Origin of the sequence: Actinomyces provencensis (assembly GCF_900155435.1) — a bacterium.
In the GTDB taxonomy this organism is placed as follows: Bacteria; Actinomycetota; Actinomycetes; order Actinomycetales; family Actinomycetaceae; genus Pauljensenia; species Pauljensenia provencensis.
Genome location: NZ_LT700212.1, coordinates 1892620 through 1918441, shown reverse-complemented (window position 1 = coordinate 1918441; position 25822 = coordinate 1892620). Strand labels below are relative to the sequence as shown.

At 66.6% G+C, this 25822-nt stretch carries 11 protein-coding genes and 1 pseudogene; 10 read left to right on the top strand and 2 right to left on the bottom strand.

From position 1 onward, the window contains the following. The first annotated feature begins 58 nt into the window (after positions 1-58). The 4 genes from rplL to BQ9890_RS08500 all read left to right on the top strand — a co-directional run bounded on the left by rplL (position 59) and on the right by BQ9890_RS08500 (position 11381). Positions 59-442 (top strand): 50S ribosomal protein L7/L12, encoded by a 384-nt coding sequence (gene rplL / locus BQ9890_RS08520; protein ID WP_075890827.1) that lies wholly within the window; start codon positions 59-61, stop codon positions 440-442. 541 nt (positions 443-983) lie between these two features. Continuing rightward, the gene (gene rpoB, locus BQ9890_RS08515) at positions 984-4463 is read left to right on the top strand and encodes a DNA-directed RNA polymerase subunit beta (protein WP_075890825.1); all 3480 of its coding nucleotides are present in this window, start codon (positions 984-986) and stop codon (positions 4461-4463) included. A gap of 152 nt (positions 4464-4615) precedes the next feature. Next, positions 4616-8515, top strand: a complete 3900-nt coding sequence (locus BQ9890_RS08510) for a DNA-directed RNA polymerase subunit beta' (RefSeq protein WP_075890823.1) — start codon at positions 4616-4618, stop codon at positions 8513-8515. A gap of 1777 nt (positions 8516-10292) precedes the next feature. Beyond that, positions 10293-11381, top strand: coding sequence for a DNA adenine methylase (locus BQ9890_RS08500; protein WP_075890819.1), 1089 nt, complete (start codon positions 10293-10295; stop codon positions 11379-11381). A gap of 195 nt (positions 11382-11576) precedes the next feature. Here the strand turns inward: BQ9890_RS08500 and BQ9890_RS15880 are convergent, their stop codons facing one another. Both BQ9890_RS15880 and BQ9890_RS08485 read right to left on the bottom strand, forming a co-directional pair. Further along, the gene (locus tag BQ9890_RS15880) at positions 11577-12671 is read right to left on the bottom strand and encodes an endonuclease domain-containing protein (RefSeq protein WP_075890817.1); all 1095 of its coding nucleotides are present in this window, start codon (positions 12669-12671) and stop codon (positions 11577-11579) included. Between the two features lie 461 nt (positions 12672-13132). After that, positions 13133-14062, bottom strand: a pseudogene (locus BQ9890_RS08485) (transposase). Between the two features lie 1314 nt (positions 14063-15376). Between BQ9890_RS08485 and rpsL the strand changes: the two are divergent. The 6 genes from rpsL to BQ9890_RS08455 all read left to right on the top strand — a co-directional run bounded on the left by rpsL (position 15377) and on the right by BQ9890_RS08455 (position 25810). Then, positions 15377-15751, top strand: a complete 375-nt coding sequence (rpsL, locus tag BQ9890_RS08480) for a 30S ribosomal protein S12 (RefSeq protein WP_075890815.1) — start codon at positions 15377-15379, stop codon at positions 15749-15751. Then, complete coding sequence (gene rpsG, locus BQ9890_RS08475; protein ID WP_043536162.1) at positions 15751-16221, top strand: 30S ribosomal protein S7; 471 nt, start codon at positions 15751-15753, stop codon at positions 16219-16221. The genes rpsL and rpsG overlap by 1 nt, the downstream gene beginning before the upstream one ends. A 143-nt stretch (positions 16222-16364) precedes the next feature. Then, a complete protein-coding gene (fusA, locus tag BQ9890_RS08470; protein ID WP_075890813.1) occupies positions 16365-18488 on the top strand; it encodes an elongation factor G in 2124 nt (707 codons plus the stop codon). A gap of 219 nt (positions 18489-18707) precedes the next feature. Continuing rightward, the gene (tuf, locus tag BQ9890_RS08465) at positions 18708-19898 is read left to right on the top strand and encodes an elongation factor Tu (protein WP_075890811.1); all 1191 of its coding nucleotides are present in this window, start codon (positions 18708-18710) and stop codon (positions 19896-19898) included. 643 nt (positions 19899-20541) lie between these two features. Continuing rightward, on the top strand, positions 20542-24096 hold the full coding sequence (locus BQ9890_RS08460) for a vWA domain-containing protein (protein WP_075890809.1): 3555 nt from the start codon (positions 20542-20544) through the stop codon (positions 24094-24096). A 130-nt stretch (positions 24097-24226) separates the two neighbouring features. After that, the gene (locus BQ9890_RS08455) at positions 24227-25810 is read left to right on the top strand and encodes a SpaH/EbpB family LPXTG-anchored major pilin (RefSeq protein WP_075890807.1); all 1584 of its coding nucleotides are present in this window, start codon (positions 24227-24229) and stop codon (positions 25808-25810) included. The last annotated feature ends 12 nt before the right edge of the window (positions 25811-25822 follow it).

Here is a 25822-nt window from a genome sequence, read left to right as displayed (position 1 = left end):
GCGCGGACATCATCACCAATCTGCTCGCGTAGCAGGCCAATAGGAAGGAATGCCAATCATGGCCAAGCTCTCCGCTGACGAGCTCATCGAAGCTTTCAAGGAAATGACGCTCATCGAGCTGTCCGACTTCGTCAAGCAGTTCGAGGAGGTCTTCGACGTCACCGCTGCGGCCCCCGCCGCCGTGGCCGTCGCCGCCGCCCCCGCTGCCGACGCCGAGGAGGCCGAGGAGAAGTCCGAGTTCGAGGTCGTCCTCGAGTCCTCCGGCGACAAGAAGATCGCGGTCGTCAAGGCCGTCAAGGCCCTCACCGGCCTGGGCCTGAAGGAAGCCAAGGACCTCGTGGACTCCGCTCCCTCGACCATCTTCGAGAACGCCAAGAAGGAGGACGCCGAGAAGGCGAAGTCCGAGATCGAGGCTGCAGGCGGCACCGTCACCCTCAAGTGACCCTGCTCTGCTGAGCTCTTCGCGGGTGCCCGCGGACCACACCGGTCCGCGGGCACCCGTCTGTCCACCCGGCGAAGTCCGCTCTGTTCGACCCTCGAAGTCCGCTCTGTTCGACCACCGAAGTCCGCTCTGTTCTACCCTCGAGGTCCGCTCTCGTCGATCACCGACGTCCGCCCTGGTCACCTCCGCGTCGGACGGTGGGCCGCGACCGTTCCGAGTGGGACGTGCCTCCGAGGGGCGGTGGGACCCGGCTCGGCAGGATGGAGCGGGGTGTCCCGGGATGTCCCGGGAGGGGCGTGGAGGGGTGTGGCCCTGGGCCCCGCTGGGGCGTGGCCCGGTCCGCCCTCGTGAATCGGGACACAAACGCGCCCAGCCCTTGCCGCGGGCCGTTCGCGCCCATATCATGACTATTTGCGCCTGATTGTGCCCGAGGTGACCTGTACCGCCACGCCGAAACCGGCGCTGAGCGTGGGTGGACAGTGTCAGATATGGGCCGCAGGCGGACGAGCGCGCATGTTCGATCCCTTGGGAAGGACCCCCTTTGGCTGCCAGTAGCTCCACAGCACACCAGCCCAAGTCCCGCATCTCTTTCGCGAAGCTCCGTGAGCCCCTCCAGGCTCCCAACCTCCTCGGTCTCCAGACCGAGAGCTTCGACTGGTTGCTGGGCAACGACGCATGGAAGGCCCGCGTCGAGACCGCGAAGTCGTCCGGGCGTTTCGACGTCCCCGACACCTCCGGACTGGAGGAGATCTTCGAGGAGATCTCCCCCATCGAGGACGTGGCACAGACCATGTCCCTCTCTTTCCGTGACCACCGCCTCGAGAAGCCGAAGTACACGGTGGAGGAGGCCAAGGCCAAGGACTACACCTACTCGGCCCCCATGTACGTGACCGCCGAGTACATGAACTACGAGACCGGCGAGATCAAGTCCCAGACCGTCTTCATGGGTGACTTCCCCCTGATGACGCGTCGTGGCACCTTCATCATCAACGGCACCGAGCGCGTCGTCGTCTCCCAGCTGGTGCGCTCCCCGGGCGTCTACTTCGACCGCTCCTCCGACCGCACCTCCGACAAGGACGTGTTCGGCTGCAAGGTCATCCCGTCGCGTGGTGCCTGGCTGGAGTTCGAGATCGACAAGCGTGACGCCGTGGGCGTGCGCATCGACCGCAAGCGCAAGCAGCCCGTCACGCACTTCCTCAAGGCCATCGGCATGACCGACTCGCAGATCCGCGAGGAGTTCTCCGACTACCCCGTCCTGCTGGAGACCCTGGAGAAGGACACCGTCCAGACCCAGGAGGAGGCCCTCAAGGACATCTACCGCAAGATCCGCCCGGGCGAGCCGCCCTCGGTGGAGGCCGGTCAGGCGCTGCTCAACAACTTCTACTTCGATGACAAGCGCTACGACCTGGCCAAGGTCGGACGCTACAAGATCAACAAGAAGCTGGGCCTGGAGCTGGACCCCAAGGCCTCGACGCTGACCGAGCAGGACATCGTCGCCGCCATCAAGTACCTCCTCGCCCTGCACAAGGGCGACACCACGTTCCCCGGCATGCGTGGCGGTGAGCCCGTCGAGCTGCGCGTCGAGCCCGACGACATCGACCACTTCGGCAACCGTCGCATCCGCGCGGTGGGCGAGCTCATCCAGGCCCAGGTCCGCACGGGCCTGGCCCGCATGGAGCGCACCGTGCGTGAGCGCATGACCACCCAGGAGGCGGAGTCGATCACGCCCCAGAGCCTGATCAACATCCGTCCCGTCGTGGCCGCGATCAAGGAGTTCTTCGGGACCTCCCAGCTCTCGCAGTTCATGGACCAGAACAACCCGCTGTCGGGCCTCACCCACAAGCGCCGCCTCTCGGCGCTGGGCCCCGGCGGCCTGTCCCGCGACCGCGCGGGCATGGAGGTCCGCGACGTCCACCCCTCCCACTACGGGCGCATGTGCCCCATCGAGACCCCTGAAGGCCCCAACATCGGCCTGATCGGCTCCCTGGCCACCTTCGCGCGCATCAACCCCTTCGGGTTCATCGAGACCCCCTACCGCATCGTCAAGGACGGACACGTCACCGACGAGGTCCACTACCTGACCGCAGATGACGAGATCGGGCACTTCATCGCCCAGGCCTCCTCCCCGCTCAACCCGGACGGCACCTTCGCCCAGGAGCAGGTCCTCTGCCGTGTGGCCGGGGACGACCCCACGGAGATCGCGCGCTCGCGCGTGGACTACATGGACGTCTCCGCACGCCAGATGGTGTCGGTGGCGACCGCGTTCATCCCCTTCCTGGAGCACGACGACGCCAACCGCGCACTCATGGGCGCCAACATGCAGCGCCAGGCCGTGCCGCTGCTCAAGACCGAGGCCCCGCTCGTGGGCACGGGCATGGAGCGCCGCGCAGCCCAGGACTCCGGTGAGATGGTGCTGGCCGAGCACTCCGGCGTGGTCACCGAGGTCTCCGCGGACCTCGTCGTGGTCGCCACCGACGAGGGCGGACGCGACACCTACCGCCTGGAGAAGTTCGAGCGCTCCAACCCCGGCAACTGCACCAACCAGAGGGTCATCGTCGACGAGGGCACGCGCGTCGAGGTCGGGTCCGTCCTGGCCGACGGCCCCGCGACCGCCTCCGGCGAGGTGGCACTCGGCAAGAACCTGCTGGTCGCCTACATGTCGTGGGAGGGCCTCAACTACGAGGACGCGATCATCCTGTCGCGCCGCGTGGTCGAGGACGACGTCCTCACCTCCATCCACATCGAGGAGTACGAGGTCGACGCCCGCGAGACGAAGCTCGGCGAGGAGGAGATCACCCGGGACATCCCCAACGTCTCCGAGGAGTCCCTGGCCGACCTCGACGAGCGCGGCATCATCCGCATCGGTGCCGAGGTCCAGGCCGGCGACGTGCTCGTCGGCAAGGTCACGCCCAAGGGCGAGACGGAGCTGACCTCCGAGGAGCGCCTGCTGCGCGCCATCTTCGGCGAGAAGGCCCGCGAGGTGCGCGACACCTCCCTGCGTGTGCCCCACGGCGAGGAGGGCATCGTCATCGGCGTGCGCGAGTTCAACGATGACGAGGACGACCTCAACCCCGGCGTCCGCCAGACCGTGCGTGTCTACGTCGCCCAGCGACGCAAGATCACCGTCGGTGACAAGATGGCCGGACGCCACGGCAACAAGGGCGTCGTCTCCAAGATCCTGCCCCAGGAGGACATGCCGTTCCTCGCGGACGGGACCCCCGTGGACATCATCCTCAACCCGCTGGGCGTGCCCGGTCGTATGAACGTCGGCCAGGTGCTGGAGTACCACCTCGGGTGGCTCGCCCACCAGGGCTGGGACGCCTCCAGCCCGCGCAAGGCCGGCGAGGACTGGGCCGAGGCCCTGCCCGAGGAGGGTGTCGTGGTGGACCCGGAGACCCTGGTCGCCACCCCCGTCTTCGACGGCATGGACGCCGAGGAACTGACCGGCCTGCTGCGCAACATCAACCCCAACCGTGACGGCGACCGCCTCACGGACGACACGGGCAAGGCGCGGCTGTTCGACGGGCGCTCCGGCGAGCCGTTCCCGTACCCGATCGCCGTCGGGTACGCCTACATGCTCAAGCTGCACCACCTGGTCGACGACAAGATCCACGCCCGTTCCACCGGCCCCTACTCGATGATCACGCAGCAGCCCCTGGGCGGCAAGGCCCAGTTCGGCGGCCAGCGATTCGGCGAGATGGAGGTCTGGGCACTGGAGGCCTACGGCGCGGCCTACGCGCTCCAGGAGCTGCTCACGATCAAGTCCGACGACACGACGGGCCGCGTGAAGGTCTACGAGGCGATCGTCAAGGGCGAGGACATCCCCGAGCCCGGCATCCCCGAGTCCCTGCGCGTCCTCATCCAGGAGATGCGGTCGCTGTGCCTGAACGTCGAGGCCCTCGACGCCGCCGGCAACACGATCGACCTGCGTGACGACGACGAGGAGTTCGACGCCCGCGAGGACCTGGGCATCACCCTCGACGCCCGTCCCAACGCGGCCTCCACCATCGACGCACTCTGAGTCGGTTCCGCGAGGGACCACCGCAGTCGCCCTCGTCCCCCCTGGGGACCTGAGCGGCGGGTGGTCCCCGCGGGGAACCCGCCCCGCTCCAGCGGCGGCGCGGGCAGACCTCATTCGCTGGAACCGGTGTTACTACATCAAGGAGTCAAACCTTGCTCGACGCCAAGACGTTCGACAGCCTCCAGATCACCCTCGCGACGAGCGACGACATCGCCGCGTGGTCCTGGGGCGAGGTGAAGAAGCCCGAGACCATCAACTACCGCACCCTCAAGCCCGAGCGTGACGGTCTCTTCGGTGAGCAGATCTTCGGGCCCACACGCGACTGGGAGTGCGCGTGCGGGAAGTACAAGCGTGTCCGCTACAAGGGCATCGTGTGCGAGAAGTGCGGCGTGGAGGTCACCCGCTCCAAGGTGCGCCGTGAGCGCATGGGGCACATCGACCTGGCCGCCCCCGTCACCCACATCTGGTACTTCAAGGGCGTGCCCTCGCGCCTGGGGTACCTGCTGAACCTGGCCCCGAAGGACCTGGAGAAGGTCATCTACTTCGCGGCCTACATGATCACCGAGGTCGACGAGAAGGGTCGCGCCGAGGACCTCGCCGACCTGCGCGGCGAGCTCGAGGTGGACAAGGGCCACCTGGAGAACCAGCGCGACACCGCCATCAACGCGCGTGCCGAGCGCCTGGAGCAGACGCTGGCCCAGATGGAGGCCGACGGTGCCAAGGCGTCCGAGCGTGAGAAGGAGCGCAAGGCCGGCGAGCGCGAGATGGGCCAGATCCGTCGTCGCTTCGACCAGGACATCGACGGCCTGGAGACCGTGTGGGAGCGCTTCAAGGACCTCAAGGTCGGTGACCTCGAGGGCGACGAGCGCCTCTACCGCCACATGGTCCTGCGCTACGGGACGTACTTCAAGGGCGACATGGGGGCCGCGGCCATCCAGAAGCGCCTGCAGACCTTCGACCTGGAGGCCGAGATCGTCTCCCTGCGCGAGACCATCGCGACGGGCACCGGCCAGCGCAAGACCCGGGCGCTCAAGCGCCTCAAGGTCGTCAACGCCTTCATCCAGACCGGCAACAAGCCGGAGTCCATGGTGCTGACCAACATCCCGGTCATCCCCCCGGACCTGCGCCCCATGGTGCAGCTGGACGGTGGCCGCTTCGCGACCTCCGACCTCAACGACCTCTACCGTCGCGTCATCAACCGCAACACGCGACTCAAGAGGCTGCTGGAGCTGGGCGCCCCGGAGATCATCGTCAACAACGAGAAGCGCATGCTCCAGGAGTCCGTGGACGCCCTCTTCGACAACGGTCGACGAGGGCGGCCCGTGGCCGGCCCCGGCAACCGCCCCCTGAAGTCGATCTCCGACATGCTCAAGGGCAAGCAGGGGCGTTTCCGCCAGAACCTGCTGGGCAAGCGCGTGGACTACTCCGGTCGTTCCGTGATCGTCGTCGGCCCGCAGCTGAAGATGCACCAGTGCGGTCTGCCCAAGCAGATGGCCCTGGAGCTGTTCAAGCCCTTCGTCATGAAGCGCCTCGTCGAGAAGAACTTCGCGCAGAACGTCAAGGCGGCCAAGCGCAAGGTCGAGCGCCAGCGCCCCGAGGTCTGGGACGTCCTGGACGAGGTCATCCGCGAGCACCCCGTGCTGCTCAACCGCGCTCCCACGCTGCACCGCCTGGGCATCCAGGCCTTCGAGCCGCAGCTCATCGAGGGCAAGGCCATCCAGCTGCACCCGCTGGCCTGTGGCGCCTTCAACGCCGACTTCGACGGCGACCAGATGGCGGTCCACCTGCCGCTCGGCACCGAGGCGCAGGCCGAGTCGCGCATCCTGATGCTGTCCACCAACAACATCCTCAAGCCCTCCGACGGCCGCCCGGTCGCCATGCCCACCCAGGACATGGTCATCGGCCTGTTCCACCTGACCTCGGAGCCCAACGCCTCCCTGCCCGTGGAGCACGACGAGGACGGCAACGAGATCGTCCCGACGTACGCCACGGTGGCCGAGGCCCGCATGGCCTTCGACGCCGGTGACCTGGACCTCAACGCCAAGGCGCGGATCCGCTTCACCGACATCGTGCCCCCGCAGGACTGGGTGGCCCCCGAGGGTTGGTCCGAGGGTGACGACATCATCCTGGAGACCTCGCTGGGTCGCGCCATCTTCAACGAGGCGCTGCCGGTCGACTACCCCTACATCAACGGGGTCGTGGCCAAGAAGCAGCTGGGGAACCTGGTCAACACCCTGACCGACATGTACCCCAACGTGCTGGTCGCGGAGTCCCTGGACGCCCTCAAGGCGGCCGGTTTCTACTGGTCGACCTGGTCGGGCGTCACGATCGCGTTCTCCGACATCCAGGCAGCTCCGAACAAGAAGGAGATCCTCGCCCGGTACGAGTCCCAGGCCGCCCAGGTCCAGGACTCCTACGACATCGGCCTGATCTCGGACGAGGACCGCTACAAGGAACTCGTCGACCTCTGGATGGAGTGCACGAACGAGGTCGCGGAGGACATGCGCGCCAACTTCGACGCCCGCAACACCGTCTACCGGATGGTGAACTCGGGAGCCCGAGGCAACTGGAGCCAGATCCAGCAGATCGCCGGTATGCGTGGCCTGGTGTCGGACCCGAAGCAGAAGCTGATCGAGACCCCCATCAAGGCCAACTACCGCGAGGGCCTCACGGTGCTCGAGTACTTCATCGCCACCCACGGCGCCCGCAAGGGCCTGGCCGACACGGCACTGCGTACCGCCGAGTCCGGCTACCTGACCCGTCGTCTCGTCGACGTCTCCCAGGACGTCATCGTGCGCGAGGAGGACTGCGGCACCCGCTCGGGTGTGCGCATCCCGATCGCCGAGAAGGACGCCGACGGCAACTGGGTGGCCCTGGAGTCGGTGGAGACCACCGCCTACGCCCGGACCCTGGCCCGCGACGCGGTGGGGGAGGACGGCTCGGTTGTCCTGCCCGCCGGCGCGGCACTCGGTGACCCCGAGCTCGCCCAGCTGGCTGCGGCCGGCGTGGAGGAGATCGTGGCCCGCTCGGTGCTGACCTGCGAGTCCGCGGTGGGCACCTGCGCCATGTGCTACGGCCGCTCGCTGGCCACCAACAAGACGGTGGACATCGGCGAGGCCGTCGGCATCATCGCCGCACAGTCCATCGGTGAGCCCGGCACGCAGCTGACGATGCGTACCTTCCACACCGGTGGCGCCGCGTCCGCCGCCGACATCACCCAGGGTCTGCCGCGTGTGCAGGAGCTCTTCGAGGCCCGCACACCCAAGGCCGAGGCGAAGATGAACGAGGCCGCCGGCCGCGTCCACATCGACGACGAGGATCCCTCCGCCCGCCGCATCGTCATCACCCGTGACGACGGCAAGGAGGACCTGGTCATCGAGGTCTCGCGTCGCCAGGAGCTCGAGGTCGAGGAGGGCCAGCACGTCGAGGCCGGCACCGCCCTGACCAGGGGTCGTCTGGACCCCAAGGAGGTCCTGCGCATCCGTGGTCGCAACGCAGCCCAGAAGCAGCTGGTCGACGAGGTGCAGGAGGTCTACCGCTCCCAGGGCGTGGACATCCACTCCAAGCACATCGAGGTCATCGTGCGCCAGATGCTGCGCAAGGTCACCATCCTGGAGCCCGGCGACACCACGTTCATGCCCGGTGAGCTGGTGGACCGCATGGCCTACCTGGGGCAGAACCGCAAGGTCGCTGCCGAGGGTGGACAGCCGGCGTCGGGCCGCCAGATGCTCATGGGCATCACCAAGGCGTCCCTGGCCACGGACTCGTGGCTGTCGGCGGCCTCCTTCCAGGAGACCACCAAGGTGCTGACCGAGGCCGCGATGAACGGCAAGAAGGACCCGCTGGTCGGGCTCAAGGAGAACGTCATGCTGGGCAAGCTCATCCCGGCGGGCACCGGCCTGGCGCGCTACAACCGCGTCCACGTCGAGCCCACCGCGGAGGCGCTGGCCAACTCGAACTACTCCGAGGCCGACTTCCAGGACGGGCAGGTGTCGGAGGACTTCCTGCACTCCCTGGAGAACATCGACTTCGGGATGCCCTTCCAGGAGTAATCCCCCCTCCGCCCTCCCTCCCGCCGAGGCACGCCTCTTCAGGACCGCGAGGCACGCCTCTTCAGGACCGCGAGGCACGCCTCGTCGGTGGGTGGACGCGGTGCGGCGGTGTTCAGTTGGATGAGTGGGGCCCGGACGCGAAAGCGTCCGGGCCCCTTCAGTGTCTGGGTTCTTCGAGAGTTGCACCCGCCGAGGTTCGTTCTGCTTCAGTCCCGAGGTTCGTTCGGTTCAGGCTCGAAGTTTGCTCTCAGGGGCGACGACAATCCTTCGACCTCCGGTCCATCCAGCCCCCGGACGCTGCGGGGCTGAGAGCAGCCGCAGATGTCAGCAGGGCCGCCGATCGGTACCGGCTGCCTTCATGGATGCGTTCTGGCTCCAGGGGCTGCCCGGACGCTGATGAGGACGAGTCCGGATGTCACTTGGTGCAGTGTCGGCGGTCGTCGCGAGTCTTGTCCGGTGCGCTGATCATGTTCACGCGATGAGGGACGATCTCAAGGCTGTATTCGGACCGCCCAAGGGCCGGAAGGTCGCTGAGATCGTCGCTCGTTGCGGTCATTGGATGGGTGACGCCCAGACACGGGCCCTTGCCCGAGCCTCGCGTCTGCGCCCGCATCAAGCTGGCCAGACTCCGCACTCCGCACTCCGCACCAATGTCGACATCCACGTGACGTGAGTCCGCCATCTCAACCCCGTGCCACGCCAGAATCTGCTGTCTCAACCCCTACTCCAAGAGGGATGAGGCTCTGACCTGCACAAACACTCCACCCTTCAGCGCAGGGCGGGTCGAGACAGCGGATTCGTGACGATGCCCCCGCTCAGAACCGCGATCTCGACCCCCAGCTGGCAGGAATCCGCGATCTCGACCCTGGCGGTGGTGAGAATTAGCCGCCTCGCCCCCGACAGGCGTCGGAATCCGCTGTCTCGATTTCGTTGCGGACCAGAACCCGCCATCTTGATCCCGGCGGTGGCGAGGATCGGCCGGCTCGCTCTCGGCAGACGTCAGAACCTGCCGTTTCTGTCCACAGACAGCAAGAGCGTGCCACTTCACTCCGGGCCAACCCCGCCAACTGCAAGCAATGCCATCGGGGTCGCATGGCGTCGCTCGTAACAGGGATGCCCCTCTCGCGCATCGGAGGCAGGTCGAAAGGGATCGCACAGGCGATGGGCCGTGTGTCCATCGTAGGAACGGGCGCAGGCTCAGCTGGTCGTCCGTTCGAAGAGACGGAATCTGCCTGTACCTGATGAACTCCCAATGCTGTTGGGCCCCGCTCGCCAGGGAGTTCGACCGGGGTGTCTCTCGGTGAGTGGCTGCCTGATCTCCCGGGCGCTTCCGCAACGAGGGACGGCCCGGACGCCCCTGGAGTCGACCCTGGAGGTCATCCGGCGGGTCCCCGGCTGATCCAAGTCAGGGCCCATGGGTCCTGACGAATCCCGCCAGCCGCGCATATCCTTGGGAGCGACCACCAAAGGGAGGACATCATGTTCAAGAAGCTCGTGAAGCTCACGTTCTGGGTCGGCCTGCTCACGGTCGCCGGCCTGGTCGCCGTCCAGTTCGACGGCCCGCGCAAGATCGCCAAGGACCTGGGCCTTCCGCTCTGAGGTCTGGCAGACGCGACCCCTGACGGTCTTGACGCCGGACCCGCCCCGCCCGCACCTGCGGGCGGGGCGGCGTGCAGGAGGGTCGGGCGGTGCTCGGGACAGCATGCCGTCGTCCGGACAGCCTGAGTGACTTCCGGACGCTCCGCCCCCACCATCAACTGATGGGTAGGGTCGACCCATGATCAAGTACCTCGGATCGAAGCGGGCTCTGGTGCCCGCTCTCGGGCGGATGGCCTCCGCCACCGGGGCACGGACTGCCGTGGACCTCTTCGCAGGTACCACCCGCGTGGCCCAGGAGTTTAAGAGGCGGGGCATGGAGGTCACCGCCTGCGACATCGCGACCTACTCCGAGGTCCTCGCGGCCTGTTACATCGAGGCAGATGCCTGCGCCGTCGACACCGACGAGCTGGCGGGCGCCCTCGTCCGTCTGTCCGCGCTGCCCGGGCACCCGGGCTACTTCACCCACACCTTCTGCGAGGAGGCCCGCTTCTTCCAGCCCAAGAACGGGCAACGGGTCGATGCGATCCGCGACGCACTCGAGGACTACCGCGAAACCCCGCTGTTCCCGATCCTCCTGACCAGTCTGATGGAGGCGGCTGACCGCGTGGACTCCACCACCGGACTCCAGATGGCCTACCTCAAGAGGTGGGCACCGCGTGCGTTCAACGACCTGGAACTGCGCATCCCGGAGCTGCTCCCCGGCGTGGGGCATGCCCTGCGCGGCGACGCCTCACGCCTCGTCACGCGTCTGCCACGCACCGACCTCATGTACCTCGACCCGCCCTACAACCAGCACCGGTACTTCACGAACTACCACATCTGGGAGACCCTGGTCCGCTGGGACTCCCCCGAGACCTACGGCGTCGCCCGCAAACGCGCGGACTGCAGGGACGACCGGACGAAGTCGGTCTTCAACAAGAAGCGCGAGATGCCCACTGCTTTCACCGAACTCCTCGGTCACACCAACACCCAGGTCCTGATGGTGTCCTACAACGACGAGTCCTGGATCACCGCCGACCAGATGATGCTCGCACTCCGCGACGCCGGCTACGAGGACGTGCGCCTCGTGGTCTTCGACTCGAAGCGCTACGTCGGCGCACAGATCGGCATCCACGGCCCGACCGGTGAGCGTGTCGGTCAGGTGTCGCACCTGCGCAACGTCGAGTATGTGTTCGTCGCGGGACCGACGCCGCAGGTGGAGGCCGCCGTCGGTGCCGTGAGGTCTGAGCCGAATCTCGCGCACGTCGGCCAACCGGCTCTGTCCTGACCGGGGGCGGGTGAGTTCTGCGGCGCCTTGAAGCTGTGCACGCCGGGTCCGCCTGATTCTGCAGCCGCAGGGCCCGGCCCGCCGGGGGCGCCCTCGTGAGGGGGCGGACGAGGGCGGCACCACCCCTCGCAGCCCGGTCGGCCGAACCCGGCGACGAGGGCGGCCCCACGCAGTACCGCACTCCAGGCCCCGATCTCACCCGTGCAGGAATGACGTCAGCGTCGCGGAGGGGTCCACCGGGAGGGTTCGGCCGACGCTGGCGAGCCGGGCGCGCAGTTCGGACAGGACAGCTGGCGGATCGCGGAGCTCGGACCAGCGGAAGCGCAAGACCAGGAAGCCCTCCCGTTCGATGTCCTTCTGGCGACGTTCCTGGCCCTTGAAGGCGTCGAGGACCTCCTCCCCGTCCTCCCCGTACTTGGCGCTGCCGTCGAACTCGATCGCGAGGAGGACCCCAGGGATGCCGATGTCGATGTAGTAGGTCCTGCTCCCGGCCGCGACCCGGACCTGGGTGAGGGTACCCACGATGCCGTGGGACCTCAGGATCCACAGCAACAGGGCTTCGCCAACGGACTCACATCCGGCGTCGGCGTTGTGGAGTGTCCAGAGGGCGACGCGTCGGTTGCGGGTGCGCGCAGGCAGGGCGTGCACCATGTCGAGGAGCTGGGCTCGGGCCGACTCCTCCTCCACCCGGCTGTGGTCCTGGCGTCTCCTGTCGAACCCGCACATCATGCGGATCCCTCCGGAGGCGAGGACGAAGGAGTCCCTCGGCGGTGCGATCAGGGTCGCGGATGCGATGGCACCGGCGAGTGGCAGCGTGTCCAGTGCTCCGACGGACTCCCGCCCGGATGCGAGGCTGAAGTCACTGCCGAGAGCGGCACCTGTGTGGACCAGGGTTCGACCTGCTGGAACGATCCCTCCGTGGGGAAGTCGGACCGCCGGCAGAGGGGGGCTTGTCCCGCCCGGTCGGGTCGGCGCCCAGAGGTGGACCGGCGGCGACGGATCGAGCTGGGGCACGCCGTGCAGGATGGCTGCCGATGCGCCGATGACGGTGACCTGGCGATCCAGGGATGTCGCCAGGATGCGGGCCAGCCCCACTGCCCTGGTCGCGTGCCACCGATCTGGGAGTGAACGAAGGTAGTCCGCATCCAGATAGGCACCACAGTGGATCCTCACCACGGAGCCGGAGGCGAGCGCCTTGCGCAGGCCGCGAGCCTCTGAGCGTCTGCGAAGCATGAGGTGTCTGTCGACCTCCTCGACCGGGACGATGGTGCCCCGGATGTGACCGTTCATGTGCCTGCCCTCCTGTTGATGACTGTGATTGTGTGGTGTCGGTGTCGGTGTCGGTGTCGGTGTCGGTGTCGGTGTCGGTGTCGGTGTCGGTGTTGCTGTTGCTGTCGGTGGTGCAGGTACCGGTGCCAGTGCCTGCGTCGTCGACAGGCGCTCGCCCATCCGCCCATGTCCGCGATCATTCCCTGCGGCCGTGGCGGGTGAATGACCACCCAGGTAGTCAGTCCGCACAGGATCCAGGCGTTGGAGATCCGTGTGCGGGATTCGGTCTCATCCTTGGGTGAACGCGATGATTGGGGCAGCCCCGGAGCGCGCGCCTGTGGATGAAGGAGGAGGGGTGGGCGTTCCTGTGGAAGCAGGATCGGTCGGAGGTTCAGGGTTGGAAGTCCGAAGTCGAGCCTGGATCAAGTCCCTGTTGGTGGTGTAAGTGTCTGTTGTTTCGTTTGGGCTGGTGGGGGTTGGTTTCAGGCTGTGAGGAGGTGGGTGGGGTCGGGGTGGTTGGGGTGGGTGAGTTGGTCAGTAAGGTCGCGCATGGAGGTCTCTGAGAGGTAGCGGCGTTCCCCGTATTGCCATTCCTCGTTTTGGTCTTGGAGGATGGCTCCGATGAGGCGGGTGGCGGAGGCGTCGTCGGGGAAGACTTGGACGACGTCGGTGCGGCGTTTGATCTCGCGGTTGAGTCGCTCGATGGGGTTGTGTGGTGCAGATCTTCTGCCAGTGGGGGCGGGGCTGGTCAGCGAAGGCGGTGAGGTCGACTTCGGCGTCGGTGAGCATCTGGGCGATCTGGGGGAAGGTCGGGGTCAGGGAGGCCACGACCTGGTGGTAGGCGTCCTTGACGGCCTCTGGGGTGGTCTGGGCGAAGATGGTGGCGATGAGGGCGTTGACGGGCTTGGAGCGGGTGGAGCCCAGGGTCTGGGTGACGTTGCGAGCGAAGTGGACGCGGCAGCGTTGCCAAGAGGCGCCGGTGAGGATGGCTTTGACGGCGTTCTTGATGCCTTGGTGGGCGTCACTGGTGACGACTTGCACTCCCAGTGGGTCAGTGTCGGTTGAGACCTTGAGGCCGCGCTCGCGCAAGGATCGTAGGAACTCCGTCCAGAAGTAGGTGNGCGGGGGTTGAGGAGGCTGGGGAAGAAGGACCCCTCACGCAGCTTGGGGATGGCCACCACCACGTCTCCTGCCGGGGTGGACACCGTCTTGTCGCGACTTCCGTTGCGTCGGGTGAGGCGGGACTCGCTGCGCTCATAGCGCCCCGCCCCGATCTTGGTGGTGGCCTCAGCATCGATGAGGTCTTGGAGGCCCGCCTCCAACAGTCGACGGAACACGGCGTCTCCTGCAAGGCTCGGGTCGGACAGGACTTCACTGATCAAGGTGGACAGGGCAGACTGGTTGCGGGCCATCGTGGGAACACTCCTAGGATTCTTGGTCGAAACTCTGGACACCCACGATGGCCCACCAACACCCCAAGGATGCTCGCTGACCTGCAGGAATTGCCACCACCCTAAGGGACTCCGCCCGAGCCTGCGCTGGCCCGATCAACTTCGCTCGGGTGCGGGTGTGTCTCGCATCCTTGATGCGATCGATGCGATGGGACACAGATGCTGTTGATGACAGGTGCCGGGGTCGAAGCGGCAGGTTCTCACGCCTGTCAGGGGCGATCCGGCTGGTTCTGCCCATCGCCGGGACTGAGACGGCGGGTTCTTGTCAGCTGGGGGTTGAGATGGCGGTTGTGGACGGGAGTGGTGACGCGGATCCGCTGTCTCGACCCGCCCTGGCCTGAAGGGTGGAGTGTTTGTGCAGGTCAGGGGTTTGCCTGTTCGGGCGGCCGGGTTGATACGGCGGATTCTGTTCCGCGACGGGATTGAGATGGCGGATTCTTGTCAGCTGGGGATTGATACGGCGGATTCTGTTCCGCGACGGGATTGAGACGGCGGATTCTGTTCCGCGACGGGATTGAAACGGCGGGTTCTTGTCAGCTGGGGGTTGAGATGGCGGTTGTGGACGGGAGTGGTGACGCGGATCCGCTGTCTCGACCCGCCCTGGCCTGAAGGGTGGAGTGTTTGTGCAGGTCAGGGGTTTGCCTGTTCGGGCGGCCGGGTTGAGACGGCTGGTTCTGACCATCGACGGGACCGAGTCTGCGGACACATGCGTCCCAGGCCAGAGGCTCAGCCAGAGGCTCGGCGAGTGGGACGGACTTCGCGGTCAGAAGTGAGCGGACTTCGCGACGCCACCGGGGCCGGGTGCGCCGGACCTCACCTTTCCCCGCGTTGACGCCCCAAACCCCGCGCCACTAGACTGTTCCGCGGTACCCGAGGCTTTCGGGTCCACTGAACGTCCCCACCGAACCCCGATCCCAGAGGTCCCGGCGCCCTGCGCCGACCAGCCTCCCGTGATCGGCCAGTCCACCGGGGACGCGCGGGCTCCCTCCGTCGGAGCTCCGGGCGTCATCCTCTGACCGCCGCAGCCAGGAGTTGCACCGTGTACGGCCCGCCCCCCGGGGCGTGCCCCGCACACGCAGCAGACAGCTGGCGGCACACCGGTCATCATGGCGCACCGGCCCCTGACGGACGGTGCTGTCCGCGGACAGGGGACCCGGGCATCGGCTGACTGAACATCAGGGCAGGACCACGGACCACGCACCGGGCGACAGGCATCGCACGCGCACCACCGGCCCCGCCACCACAGCAGTATCAGAGAACAGAACTGGAGACCCAGTGCCTACAATCCAGCAGCTCGTCCGCAAGGGACGCAGCTCGAAGCGCGCGAAGGCGAAGACCCCCGCGCTGAAGGGCTCGCCCCAGCGTCGCGGCGTGTGCACGCGCGTGTACACGACCACCCCGAAGAAGCCGAACTCGGCCCTCCGCAAGGTCGCGCGTGTGCGCCTCTCCTCCGGCATCGAGGTCACGGCCTACATCCCCGGTGAGGGTCACAACCTCCAGGAGCACTCCATCGTCCTGGTCCGTGGCGGTCGTGTGAAGGACCTCCCCGGCGTCCGTTACCGCATCGTGCGCGGCTCGCTGGACACCCAGGGTGTCCGCAACCGCCAGCAGGCCCGTTCCCGCTACGGCGCGAAGAAGGAGAAGAAGTAATGCCTCGTAAGGGCCCCGCTCCCAAGCGTCCGCTCGTCGACGACCCGGTCTACGGATCCAAGGTCGTCACCCAGCTGGTGAACCGCGTCCTCCTGGACGGCAAGAAGACCGTCGCCGAGCGCATCGTCTACGGCGCGCTCGAGACCGTGCGCGAGAAGACGGACCAGGATCCGGTCGTCGTGCTCAAGCGCGCGCTGGAGAACATCCGCCCCGCCCTGGAGGTCCGCTCCCGCCGAGTCGGCGGAGCGACCTACCAGGTCCCCGTCGAGGTGCGTCCCGCGCGCCAGACCACGCTGGCCCTGCGCTGGCTCACCGACTTCTCCCGCCAGCGTCGCGAGAAGACGATGACCGAGCGTCTCGCCAACGAGATCATGGACGCCTCCAATGGCCTCGGCGCCGCTGTCAAGCGTCGCGAGGACATGCACAAGATGGCCGAGTCGAACCGCGCGTTCGCCCACTACCGCTGGTGACCGTCCTCCTTCACGAGGGCGTCGCCGCCTGAGTCCGTGTCGCCCCGCGTGAGCGGGGTGCAGCGGGACCGGCAGGCAGGGGCCGCCCTCGTGGGGGAGCCCACACCACATCCACGCAACTTCAAGCGTTAGGACACAACTCCGTGGCACACGAGGTGTTGACCGACCTGAGGAAGGTCCGCAACATCGGCATCATGGCCCACATCGATGCCGGCAAGACGACCGTGACGGAACGCATCCTGTTCTACACGGGCATCAACTACAAGATCGGCGAGACCCACGACGGCGCCTCGACGACCGACTGGATGGAGCAGGAGAAGGAACGCGGGATCACCATCACCTCCGCGGCCGTCACCTGCTTCTGGAAGAACAACCAGATCAACATCATCGACACCCCCGGTCACGTGGACTTCACGGTCGAGGTCGAGCGCTCCCTGCGCGTGCTCGACGGCGCCGTCGCGGTCTTCGACGGCAAGGAGGGCGTGGAGCCCCAGTCCGAGACCGTGTGGCGCCAGGCCGACAAGTACGACGTCCCCCGCATCTGCTTCATCAACAAGATGGACAAGCTGGGCGCCGACTTCTACTTCTCGGTGCAGACGATCAAGGACCGCCTCAAGGCGACCCCCATCGTCATGCAGCTGCCGATCGGTGCGGAGAACGACTTCGAGGGCAACATCGACCTGCTCACGATGAAGGCGCTGCGCTACCCCGCCAAGGATGCCCAGGGCAACCCGACGCTGGGTGCCATCGTCGAGGAGGGGGAGATCCCCGCCGACCTGGTCGACCGCGCCATCGAGTACCGCGAGGCACTCATGGAGGCCGCGGCCGAGGGCAGCGACGAGCTGACCGACGCCTACCTGGAGAATGGTGAGCTCACCATCGACCAGATCAAGGAGGGCGTGCGCGCCCTGACGATCGCCGGCAAGGCGTTCCCCGTCTACTCCGGCACCGCCCTGAAGAACATGGGCACCCAGCCCGTGCTGGATGCGGTCATCGACTTCCTGCCCTCCCCCCTCGACGTCCCGGACGTCACCGGTTTCAAGCCCGGCCACGAGGACGAGGGGGAGACCGAGTCCCGCAAGCCCAGTGAGAACGAGCCCTTCGCGGCCCTGGCCTTCAAGATCGCCGCCCACCCGTTCTTCGGGAAGCTGACGTTCATCCGGGTCTACTCGGGCAAGCTGGACGCGGGCTCCGCGGTCCTGAACTCCACCAAGGGCAAGAAGGAGCGCATCGGGAAGATCTTCCAGATGCACTCCAACAAGGAGAACCCCGTCGACGAGGCCCACGCCGGCCACATCTACGCGGTGATCGGCCTGAAGGACACCACGACCGGCGACACGCTCTGCGCGATCGACAAGCCGATCATCCTGGAGTCGATGACCTTCCCCAAGCCCGTCATCCACGTCGCCGTCGAGCCCAAGTCGAAGGCCGACCAGGAGAAGATGGGTGTCGCCATCCAGAAGCTGGCGGAGGAGGACCCGACCTTCACCGTCGAGCTCGACAAGGAGACCGGCCAGACCGTCATCGGCGGAATGGGTGAGCTCCACCTGGACATCATCGTGGACCGCATGCGTCGCGAGTTCAAGGTCGAGGCCAACGTCGGCAAGCCGATGGTCGCCTACCGTGAGACCATCCGCAAGAAGGTCGAGAAGTTCGAGTACACGCACAAGAAGCAGACCGGTGGTTCCGGCCAGTTCGCACGCGTGATCATCGCACTTGAGCCCATCCCCACCGACTCCGAGGAGGACTACGAGTTCGTGGACAAGGTCACGGGTGGTCGCGTGCCGCGCGAGTACATCCCGTCGGTGGACCACGGCATCAAGGACGCCATGCAGTCCGGCGTCCTGGCCGGCTACCCGATGGTGGACATCCGCGCCACCCTGCTGGATGGCGCCTACCACGAGGTCGACTCCTCCGAGATGGCCTTCAAGATCGCCGGTTCCATGGCGTTCCGTGAGGCTGCCAAGAAGGCCAAGCCGGTCCTGCTGGAGCCCATCATGGAGGTCGAGGTGCGTACGCCCGAGGAGTACATGGGCGACGTCATCGGCGATCTCAACTCCCGTCGCGGCTCGATCCAGTCCATGGACGAGCAGCACGGCGTGCGCGTGGTCCAGGCGCACGTCCCGCTGTCGGAGATGTTCGGCTACGTCGGCGACCTGCGGTCCAAGACCCAGGGTCGTGCGGTGTACTCGATGCAGTTCGACAGCTACGCCGAGGTCCCCCGGAACGTCGCCGAGGAGATCATCGGGAAGTCTCGGGGCGAGTGAGTCCCACGGGGTCGGATCGACCCCGGTCCGGGTGGGGCGTCGCGGAGACGCGGAGTCCCACCCGGACCCCCGGAGCGGTGGTGGCGGGAGTTGCCGCCGCGCCGGGGAGATCCGCCCTACACCAATAGAAAACCCTGTAGGATCTCCTGTCCCGTCGGTGTTACAGTGACACCGAGCCAAAGGCTGAGAGAACATCTACCCGAGTCCAGGAGGACACCAGTGGCGAAGGCCAAGTTCGAGCGCACCAAGCCGCACGTCAACGTCGGCACGATCGGTCACGTTGACCACGGCAAGACCACGCTCACCGCAGCGATCACCAAGGTGCTGCACGACAAGTACCCGGAGCTGAACGACTTCACGCCGTTCGACCAGGTCGACAACGCCCCGGAGGAGCGCGATCGTGGCATCACGATCAACGTCTCCCACGTCGAGTACCAGACCGAGAAGCGTCACTACGCACACGTCGACGCCCCCGGTCACGCCGACTACATCAAGAACATGATCACCGGTGCCGCCCAGATGGACGGCGCGATCCTGGTGGTCGCCGCCACCGACGGCCCGATGGCCCAGACCCGTGAGCACGTCCTGCTCGCCCGTCAGGTCGGCGTGCCCACGATCCTGGTCGCCCTCAACAAGGCGGACATGGTCGATGACGAGGAGATGCTGGAGCTCGTCGAGGAGGAGTGCCGCGACCTGCTCAACTCGCAGGGCTTCGACGGCGACAACGCCCCGATCATCCGCGTCTCCGCGCTGAAGGCCCTCGAGGGCGACCCCGAGTGGACCAAGCAGATCGAGGTCCTCATGGACGCCGTGGATGACTACATCCCGACGCCCGAGCGCGACATGGACAAGCCCTTCCTCATGCCCGTCGAGGACGTCTTCACCATCACCGGCCGCGGCACCGTCGTGACCGGGCGAGTGGAGCGCGGCAAGCTGCCGATCAACTCCGAGGTCGAGATCCTGGGCATCCGCCCGACTCAGAAGACCACGGTCACCGGCATCGAGATGTTCCACAAGTCGATGGACGAGGCGTGGGCCGGCGAGAACTGCGGTCTGCTCCTGCGTGGCACCAAGCGCGACGAGGTCGAGCGCGGCCAGGTCGTGGCCAAGCCCGGTTCCATCACGCCGCACACGAAGTTCAAGGGCCAGGTCTACATCCTGAAGAAGGACGAGGGCGGCCGTCACAAGCCGTTCTTCACCAACTACCGCCCGCAGTTCTACTTCCGTACCACGGACGTGACCGGCGTCATCGAGCTGCCCGAGGGCACCGACATGGTCATGCCCGGTGACACCACCGAAATCGACGTCGAGCTGATCCACCCCATCGCGATGGAGCCCGGCCTGGGCTTTGCCATCCGCGAGGGCGGCCACACCGTCGGTTCAGGTCGAGTCACCGAGATCGACGCCTGAGATCATCAGCGTCACGGGAGCGATCGGCCTGCGGGACGCCCGGGTGACTGGGTGAACTGACAGGTCTGATCGGTCCCACAGGGGTCTGCCCCCTCCAGCGAGAGCTGGAGGGGGCAGACCCCTTTCTCGTGTGCGTGCGGTGTGCAGGGGTGTGTGCGCGATGACCTGTGCGGGTGGCATCGCTGCATAGTCATGCACGGGTGGTGTGACCCTGGCGGTGGAGAGGTGAGCAGCCGTGTCCGGCCTCCTCTGGTACTGACTGCCCGCTCATGCGGATGAGCAGGGGTGAGGATGGTGCGGGTCACAAACACTGACGCGATGACAAGAGTTCGAGCTGATATGCATCTATGTCAACCACTGCATATCCATGACAGACTTGCCAAGCGTGTGGTAAGCGCCCACAAACAATTGCGGCCCAGACGAACGGGGTGGACGCGGTTGTCGTCAGGGGGTTGTCGGAACGTTTTCCAGCTGGTAGGTTCGTTCCCACATCCCATCCGCGAGGCGCGCGCGGGGCCGACTCCGGCGCCCTTGTGTGACCTCAAGCAGAGGAGCCGGAAACCTGATGAGTACTCAGCGACAGGGACCCGCCCACGCCAGTGTCGGCGGTGGCGGAGCGCGTGGTTGGAGGTCGCTCCTCGCAGTGGCTGCGGCCTCACTGATGTTCGTGACGAGCTTGGGCGGTGTGGCGTCCGCGGTGGGTGACACGACCGATGGTGGGGCTGGTGACGATGTCGTCGCCAGTGAACCTTCGGAGGCCACGGAGGACGAATCCACGCAGGCGGTTGAAGGCGATGGTGACGTGGAGTGGGAGGTGACGCCCACTCCGCAGGACAGTGCGTCCGAGGTCAGTGACGAGGATTCAGAGGCATCGAGCGGCAACCTTGCGGATGAGGCTGGCAACGAAGCAGATGACAGTGCGGATGATCAGGACCTGTCGACTGCGTCGGAGGAGGTGGGGGGACTCGCGGCGATCACGCCGTTCGCCCTCGGTCCCGAGACAACGGTCGACGCACCGTACCTGTACTGGAAGGCCGTCGACGGCACCGGCGCCCTCATCGGCGGAGCGACGTTCACACTCGCTGGTCCTCGCGCGGGCCGTGGCCCGAGCGTGAGCTGGGGTACTGAGCGCAGCGTGACCGACTGCACCTCCGCGCCGTGCACCGGCTACGACCGGGACCCCGACGTTGGCGAATTCCTGGTCAAGTACCTCACCCCGTCTACGTCGAGCAACGAGGTCTCCACGAGTTCGCGATACCGGGTGCGGGTTCTGTCGGCGCCGACTGGCTATACGGCGTCGACCGACTGGGAGGACATCCCGTCGACGGGAAACAACAACAACACCGGCAACTGGAACGCCGGGCAGGGTACTAACACACACGACTTCGGTGACTTCACCTTCAACCGCACCGGCTACGCGACGATCCAGGTGCAGGTGGGCGGCGACCGGCAGGGCCTGACGACCGTGCTCGGTCTCGCGGGCGTGACGCTGCAGTTGTGGAACGGCAACGACAATGGGCCGATCAGTCAGCGCAGCGAGTCGTGGGCAACGTGCGTCTCGGATGCGACCGGTCTCTGCGCGTTCGAGGTGCCGATTGCGGGAACCGGAGGAGTCGGGGACAACTCGTTCCGGCCGTGGGTCGTGCAGACGAGCGTGCCGACGGGTTGGTTCGTGAACGCGACGCTGCGTACCGGTAGCGGAACCGGCGGGAACAGCGAGGCCACCCCCTACCGTTTTCGCTTGGGCGCGAACCTCGCCGCGAACAGGACCTACCGAAGCACCGTGACGGGCAACAACGGTTTCATGCTCAGCTCGACCAACGGCACCAGCGCCACTCGTAATGCTTCCGGCGGAGTCTGGCAGCAATCCCGGAACAACCCGGTGCTCCCGGCCCAGTGCGGGCTCGATATGGCGATCGTCCTTGACCTCTCTGGTTCGGTGACCTCAACCGATTTGGCAAACCTGAAGTCGGCAGCAGCGACGATCACGAACAGCTTGGTCGGCACGCAGTCGCGGGCCGCACTGTTCTCCTTCTCCACGGGCAGCCCCGCCAACAACGCCACGGCGAACTACCCCGCGCTGACTTCAGTGTCCACCCAGACGCAGGCCAACACCTTCACCAGCAGATGGTCGAGCTGGACATCTGACGGCGGGACGAACTGGGACCGCGCGCTCGCGACTGTCGCCCAGGCCGCACCGACCTATGACGTCGTCGTCGTCATCACCGACGGCAACCCGACTTTCTACCAGGCCGGCGAGGGCCCCGGTGACTACACAAGGCTCCGCGAGATGGAGAACGCCATCTTCTCCGCCAACGCCGTGAAGGCCGAGGGCAGTCGCATCCTCGCCGTTGGCGTCGGCTCCGGGGTGACCGATGCGACCACCGCGTCGAACCTCGCAGCCATCAGCGGCCCGACGAAGTACTCGAGCGACGCTGGCAACGCGACCACCGCCGACTACTTCCAGGAGTCTTCCTACGCGAACGCCGCAGCTGCTGTGCGTGCGATGGCGCTCGGCAACTGCGCATCGTCGGTATCGGTGACGAAGATGATCGTCCCGAACACGACCTCGAACGAGGACGTCACGGGCGCCGTGACGGCCCCTGCGGGATGGCAGTTCACGGCATCGGCGACGAGCCCGGTCACGATCTCCGATTCAGTGAAGGCAACCACGAACGACGGCACCGGCACTGTGAACTTCCCGATTACGCTGCCAGGTACGCAGTCATCGGCGACGGTGACTCTCGCAGAGACTCAGCAGTCGGGCTACGAGCTGGTGACTCAGAACGGCGCGCGGGCGGTGTGCAAGCGGCTGGACAACGGGGCTGCGGTGACGGTGACGAACGACTCCTCAATCCCCACCGGTTTCAGCGTCGACGTTCCTTCCTCCACGGGGGTCAGTTGCACGGTGTACAACCGGGCGCCGGACGAGCAAGCATCGATCACCCTTGAGAAGCAGTGGGTGATCAACGGGGCCGACCCTGTGCCCGATGGACAGCAGAACGCCGAGTTCCAGGCGATTCCGTTGATCTCCGACCCCGGCGCCTCGAGTAGTGCCCCTCTGACCCAGATCGGATGGGGGGTCGAGCGCACCGGCTACGCAGCTGGTGACATCGTTACGGTGGGCGAGACCTATGGCAAGACCGACTCGAATCTGCAGTGCGAGCTCGTCAGCGCCACGATCACCAACGTCAACGGTCAGGACGTCGACGTTCCGTTGAGCGATCCCGACGCGAACGGAAGCCGCACGGGGTCGTTGCCCTACAGCGCGCTCCCAGCAGGGCGCTCGACCGTCACCTTTACGAACGTCGTCAAATGCACCACCGAGCTGGTCTTGCGCAAGCGCGTTGCCGACTACGGCGTCGAGCCGAACCTGTGGACCTTGACGGCGATCGCGCCTGATGGCGCATTGGCCGGGCCGACGGGTCAGAGCAACTCGCTCAGCCCGAGTAGTCCGGCCCCCGACGGCGGAGCGGATCCGAGCGGTGAGATCACCCCGGGCGTCACGTATCAGCTCGCAGAGAGCGGAGGCGATCCCCGGTATGTGCAGACTGACGAGCGGACGATCCCCCTCATCAATCGGCAATCCACCGGGACGATGACCTGTGAACGGGTGAACCCCACGACGGGAGCGATAATATCCGACTTCATCGATGGCATCGAGGGCGGCGTCACGGTACCCATGGGGTACGTCGTCCGGTGCACGGCGAACAACGAGACCGCGTCGCTCACGCTGCTCAAGCACGTCGAGGGCGATGCGTCGTTCGAAGCCGATGACTGGAACCTGACGGCGACGCCGGCGCCCGGAGTCGACGGTCTGGAATCCACGACGGTCGCGGGCGCGGAGACGGCCGAAGGGACCGCCAGCACGTTCCGCGTGCGCCCAGGGCACACCTACACGCTCGCTGAGGTGCTCGCCGATGCCGGAACGAGTCTGGCGTACCAGCAGCTGGGTCTCGAACGCTGGGATGCCTCCGAGAACGAGTGGGAGACGGTCGGCAGTGCCGACATCATGCTCGGCAACTCCGAGAGCGCGACGTATCGGTTCGTGAATGCCGCCGTACCCAGCGTGTCCCTACCGCTGACGGGTGGGCTCGGGACCGACACATTCCTCCTGGTCGGGGGCGGCCTGCTCGCCCTGGCAGGAATCGGCGGTTGGCTCCACAGGAGGAGGTCCCTGCGCGCACATGCATCTTGATCCTGGCGGCCACACCGGCCGCCTGATCTGGGGCATGGCCAGGTGAGCAGCACCTGGTCTCCTCCGGAACCACGTTCCACCACACACTCGTGCCGTGCGAAGGCGGCGCACACGAAAGGAAACACATCCCATGAACACACACACGAGCCTGGGGAGGCGCATCGTCGCAGCCCTCGGCGCCGCAGCGGTGGGCCTCGCAGGCGCTGTCGCGCTGGCATCCCCGGCATCCGCCGCGATCCCCGCGAACATCGACAACAGCCGCAACGGCAACAGCACCATCACCGTGCACAAGCACGCGCAGCCCTCGCCCGTCGGCGAGGCTGGTGACGGCACCGAGTTGGACACGGCTCCCGCGAACCCCCTCTCGGGCGTCGAGTTCTCGCTGTACAAGCTGAGCAACATTGACCTCACCACCGTGGAGGGCTGGACCACCGCGACCGCCGTGTCCACGGCGATCAACGGCGGTGCTGTTCCCGTGCCGGATGCCGACCCCGCGACCTCGGTGACGATCGGTGGCACGAACTACCCGGTGACCCCCGTCGAGACCCAGGAGACGGGCACCGACGGTGCCGCGACCTTCGGTAACGCCTCGGGTGCGGCTGGCACCGATGACCTCGGCTTCGGGATCTACCTGATTGTTGAGGGGGCGGACAAGGGCGACAACAACATCACCGACAAGGCTGCCCCGTTCATCGTGAGCCTGCCGTTCGCCACGGGTGACAACACCTGGAACTACGACGTGCACGCCTACCCGAAGAACTCGGTCACCGCCATCACGAAGACCGTGAAGGAGCCCGCTGCTGGCTCGGCGGAGGACCTCAACCGTGACCTCGTGCGCTGGGAGATCGCGCTCGACGTGCCGAACCTGACCACGGGGGACACCCTCACCAAGTTCGAGATCGTTGATACGATCGTTGCGGCCGAGCTCTCCTTCGTCGCGACGCTGCCCACCGGTGTCGACGGCAACTCGTTCACCGTGACGGATGCCGCGGGAACCGTACTGACCGTTCCGGCGGGCACCTTCGAGTGGGACCCGACGACACCCGCGGGCATCACCCTCACGTTGAAGGCCACCACGGTCGGACTGGAATGGCTGCAGAACAATGCCCAGGGCGGCACCGTGACGGCATCCATCCTCACGAAGCTGGTCGCTGTCGGCGACGGCGAGGTGACCAACAGCGTGGTCGGTAACGTCAACGACGGCACCGTCACCACCGACACCCCGACGGACGTCGGCGAGCTGGAGATCTTCAAGTGGGCTGACACCAGCTCGACCGAGACCCCGACGATCACCGGTCTCGGTGGCGCGAAGTTCGCGCTCTACCTTGACACGGCGAAGACCCAGCGCGTCGTGGTCAACGGCGTGAACGAGTGGGGTCCGACCACAGATACTGGCTACCTGAAGATCAGCAACCTCAAACCGGGCAGCTACTACCTGGTCGAGACGGTCGCCCCCACCGGCTACCAACTCGACACGGCCCCGCGTGAGGTGACGATCGTCGCTGGTCAGACGGTCCGCCCGACCGGTGCCGCGAACGAAATCGGAACCAACAACTACAAGCCGGTCGAGAACCAGCAGGTTTCCGAGTGGAAGCTGCCGCTCACCGGCGCCAACGGGCAGTTGCTCGCGCTGCTCGGCGGCGGCGCCCTGGTGCTGCTGGCCGGCGGGACTGCTCTGGTCGCGCGCAAGCGCAGCCACCAGAACCAGGGCTGAACCGGGACACGG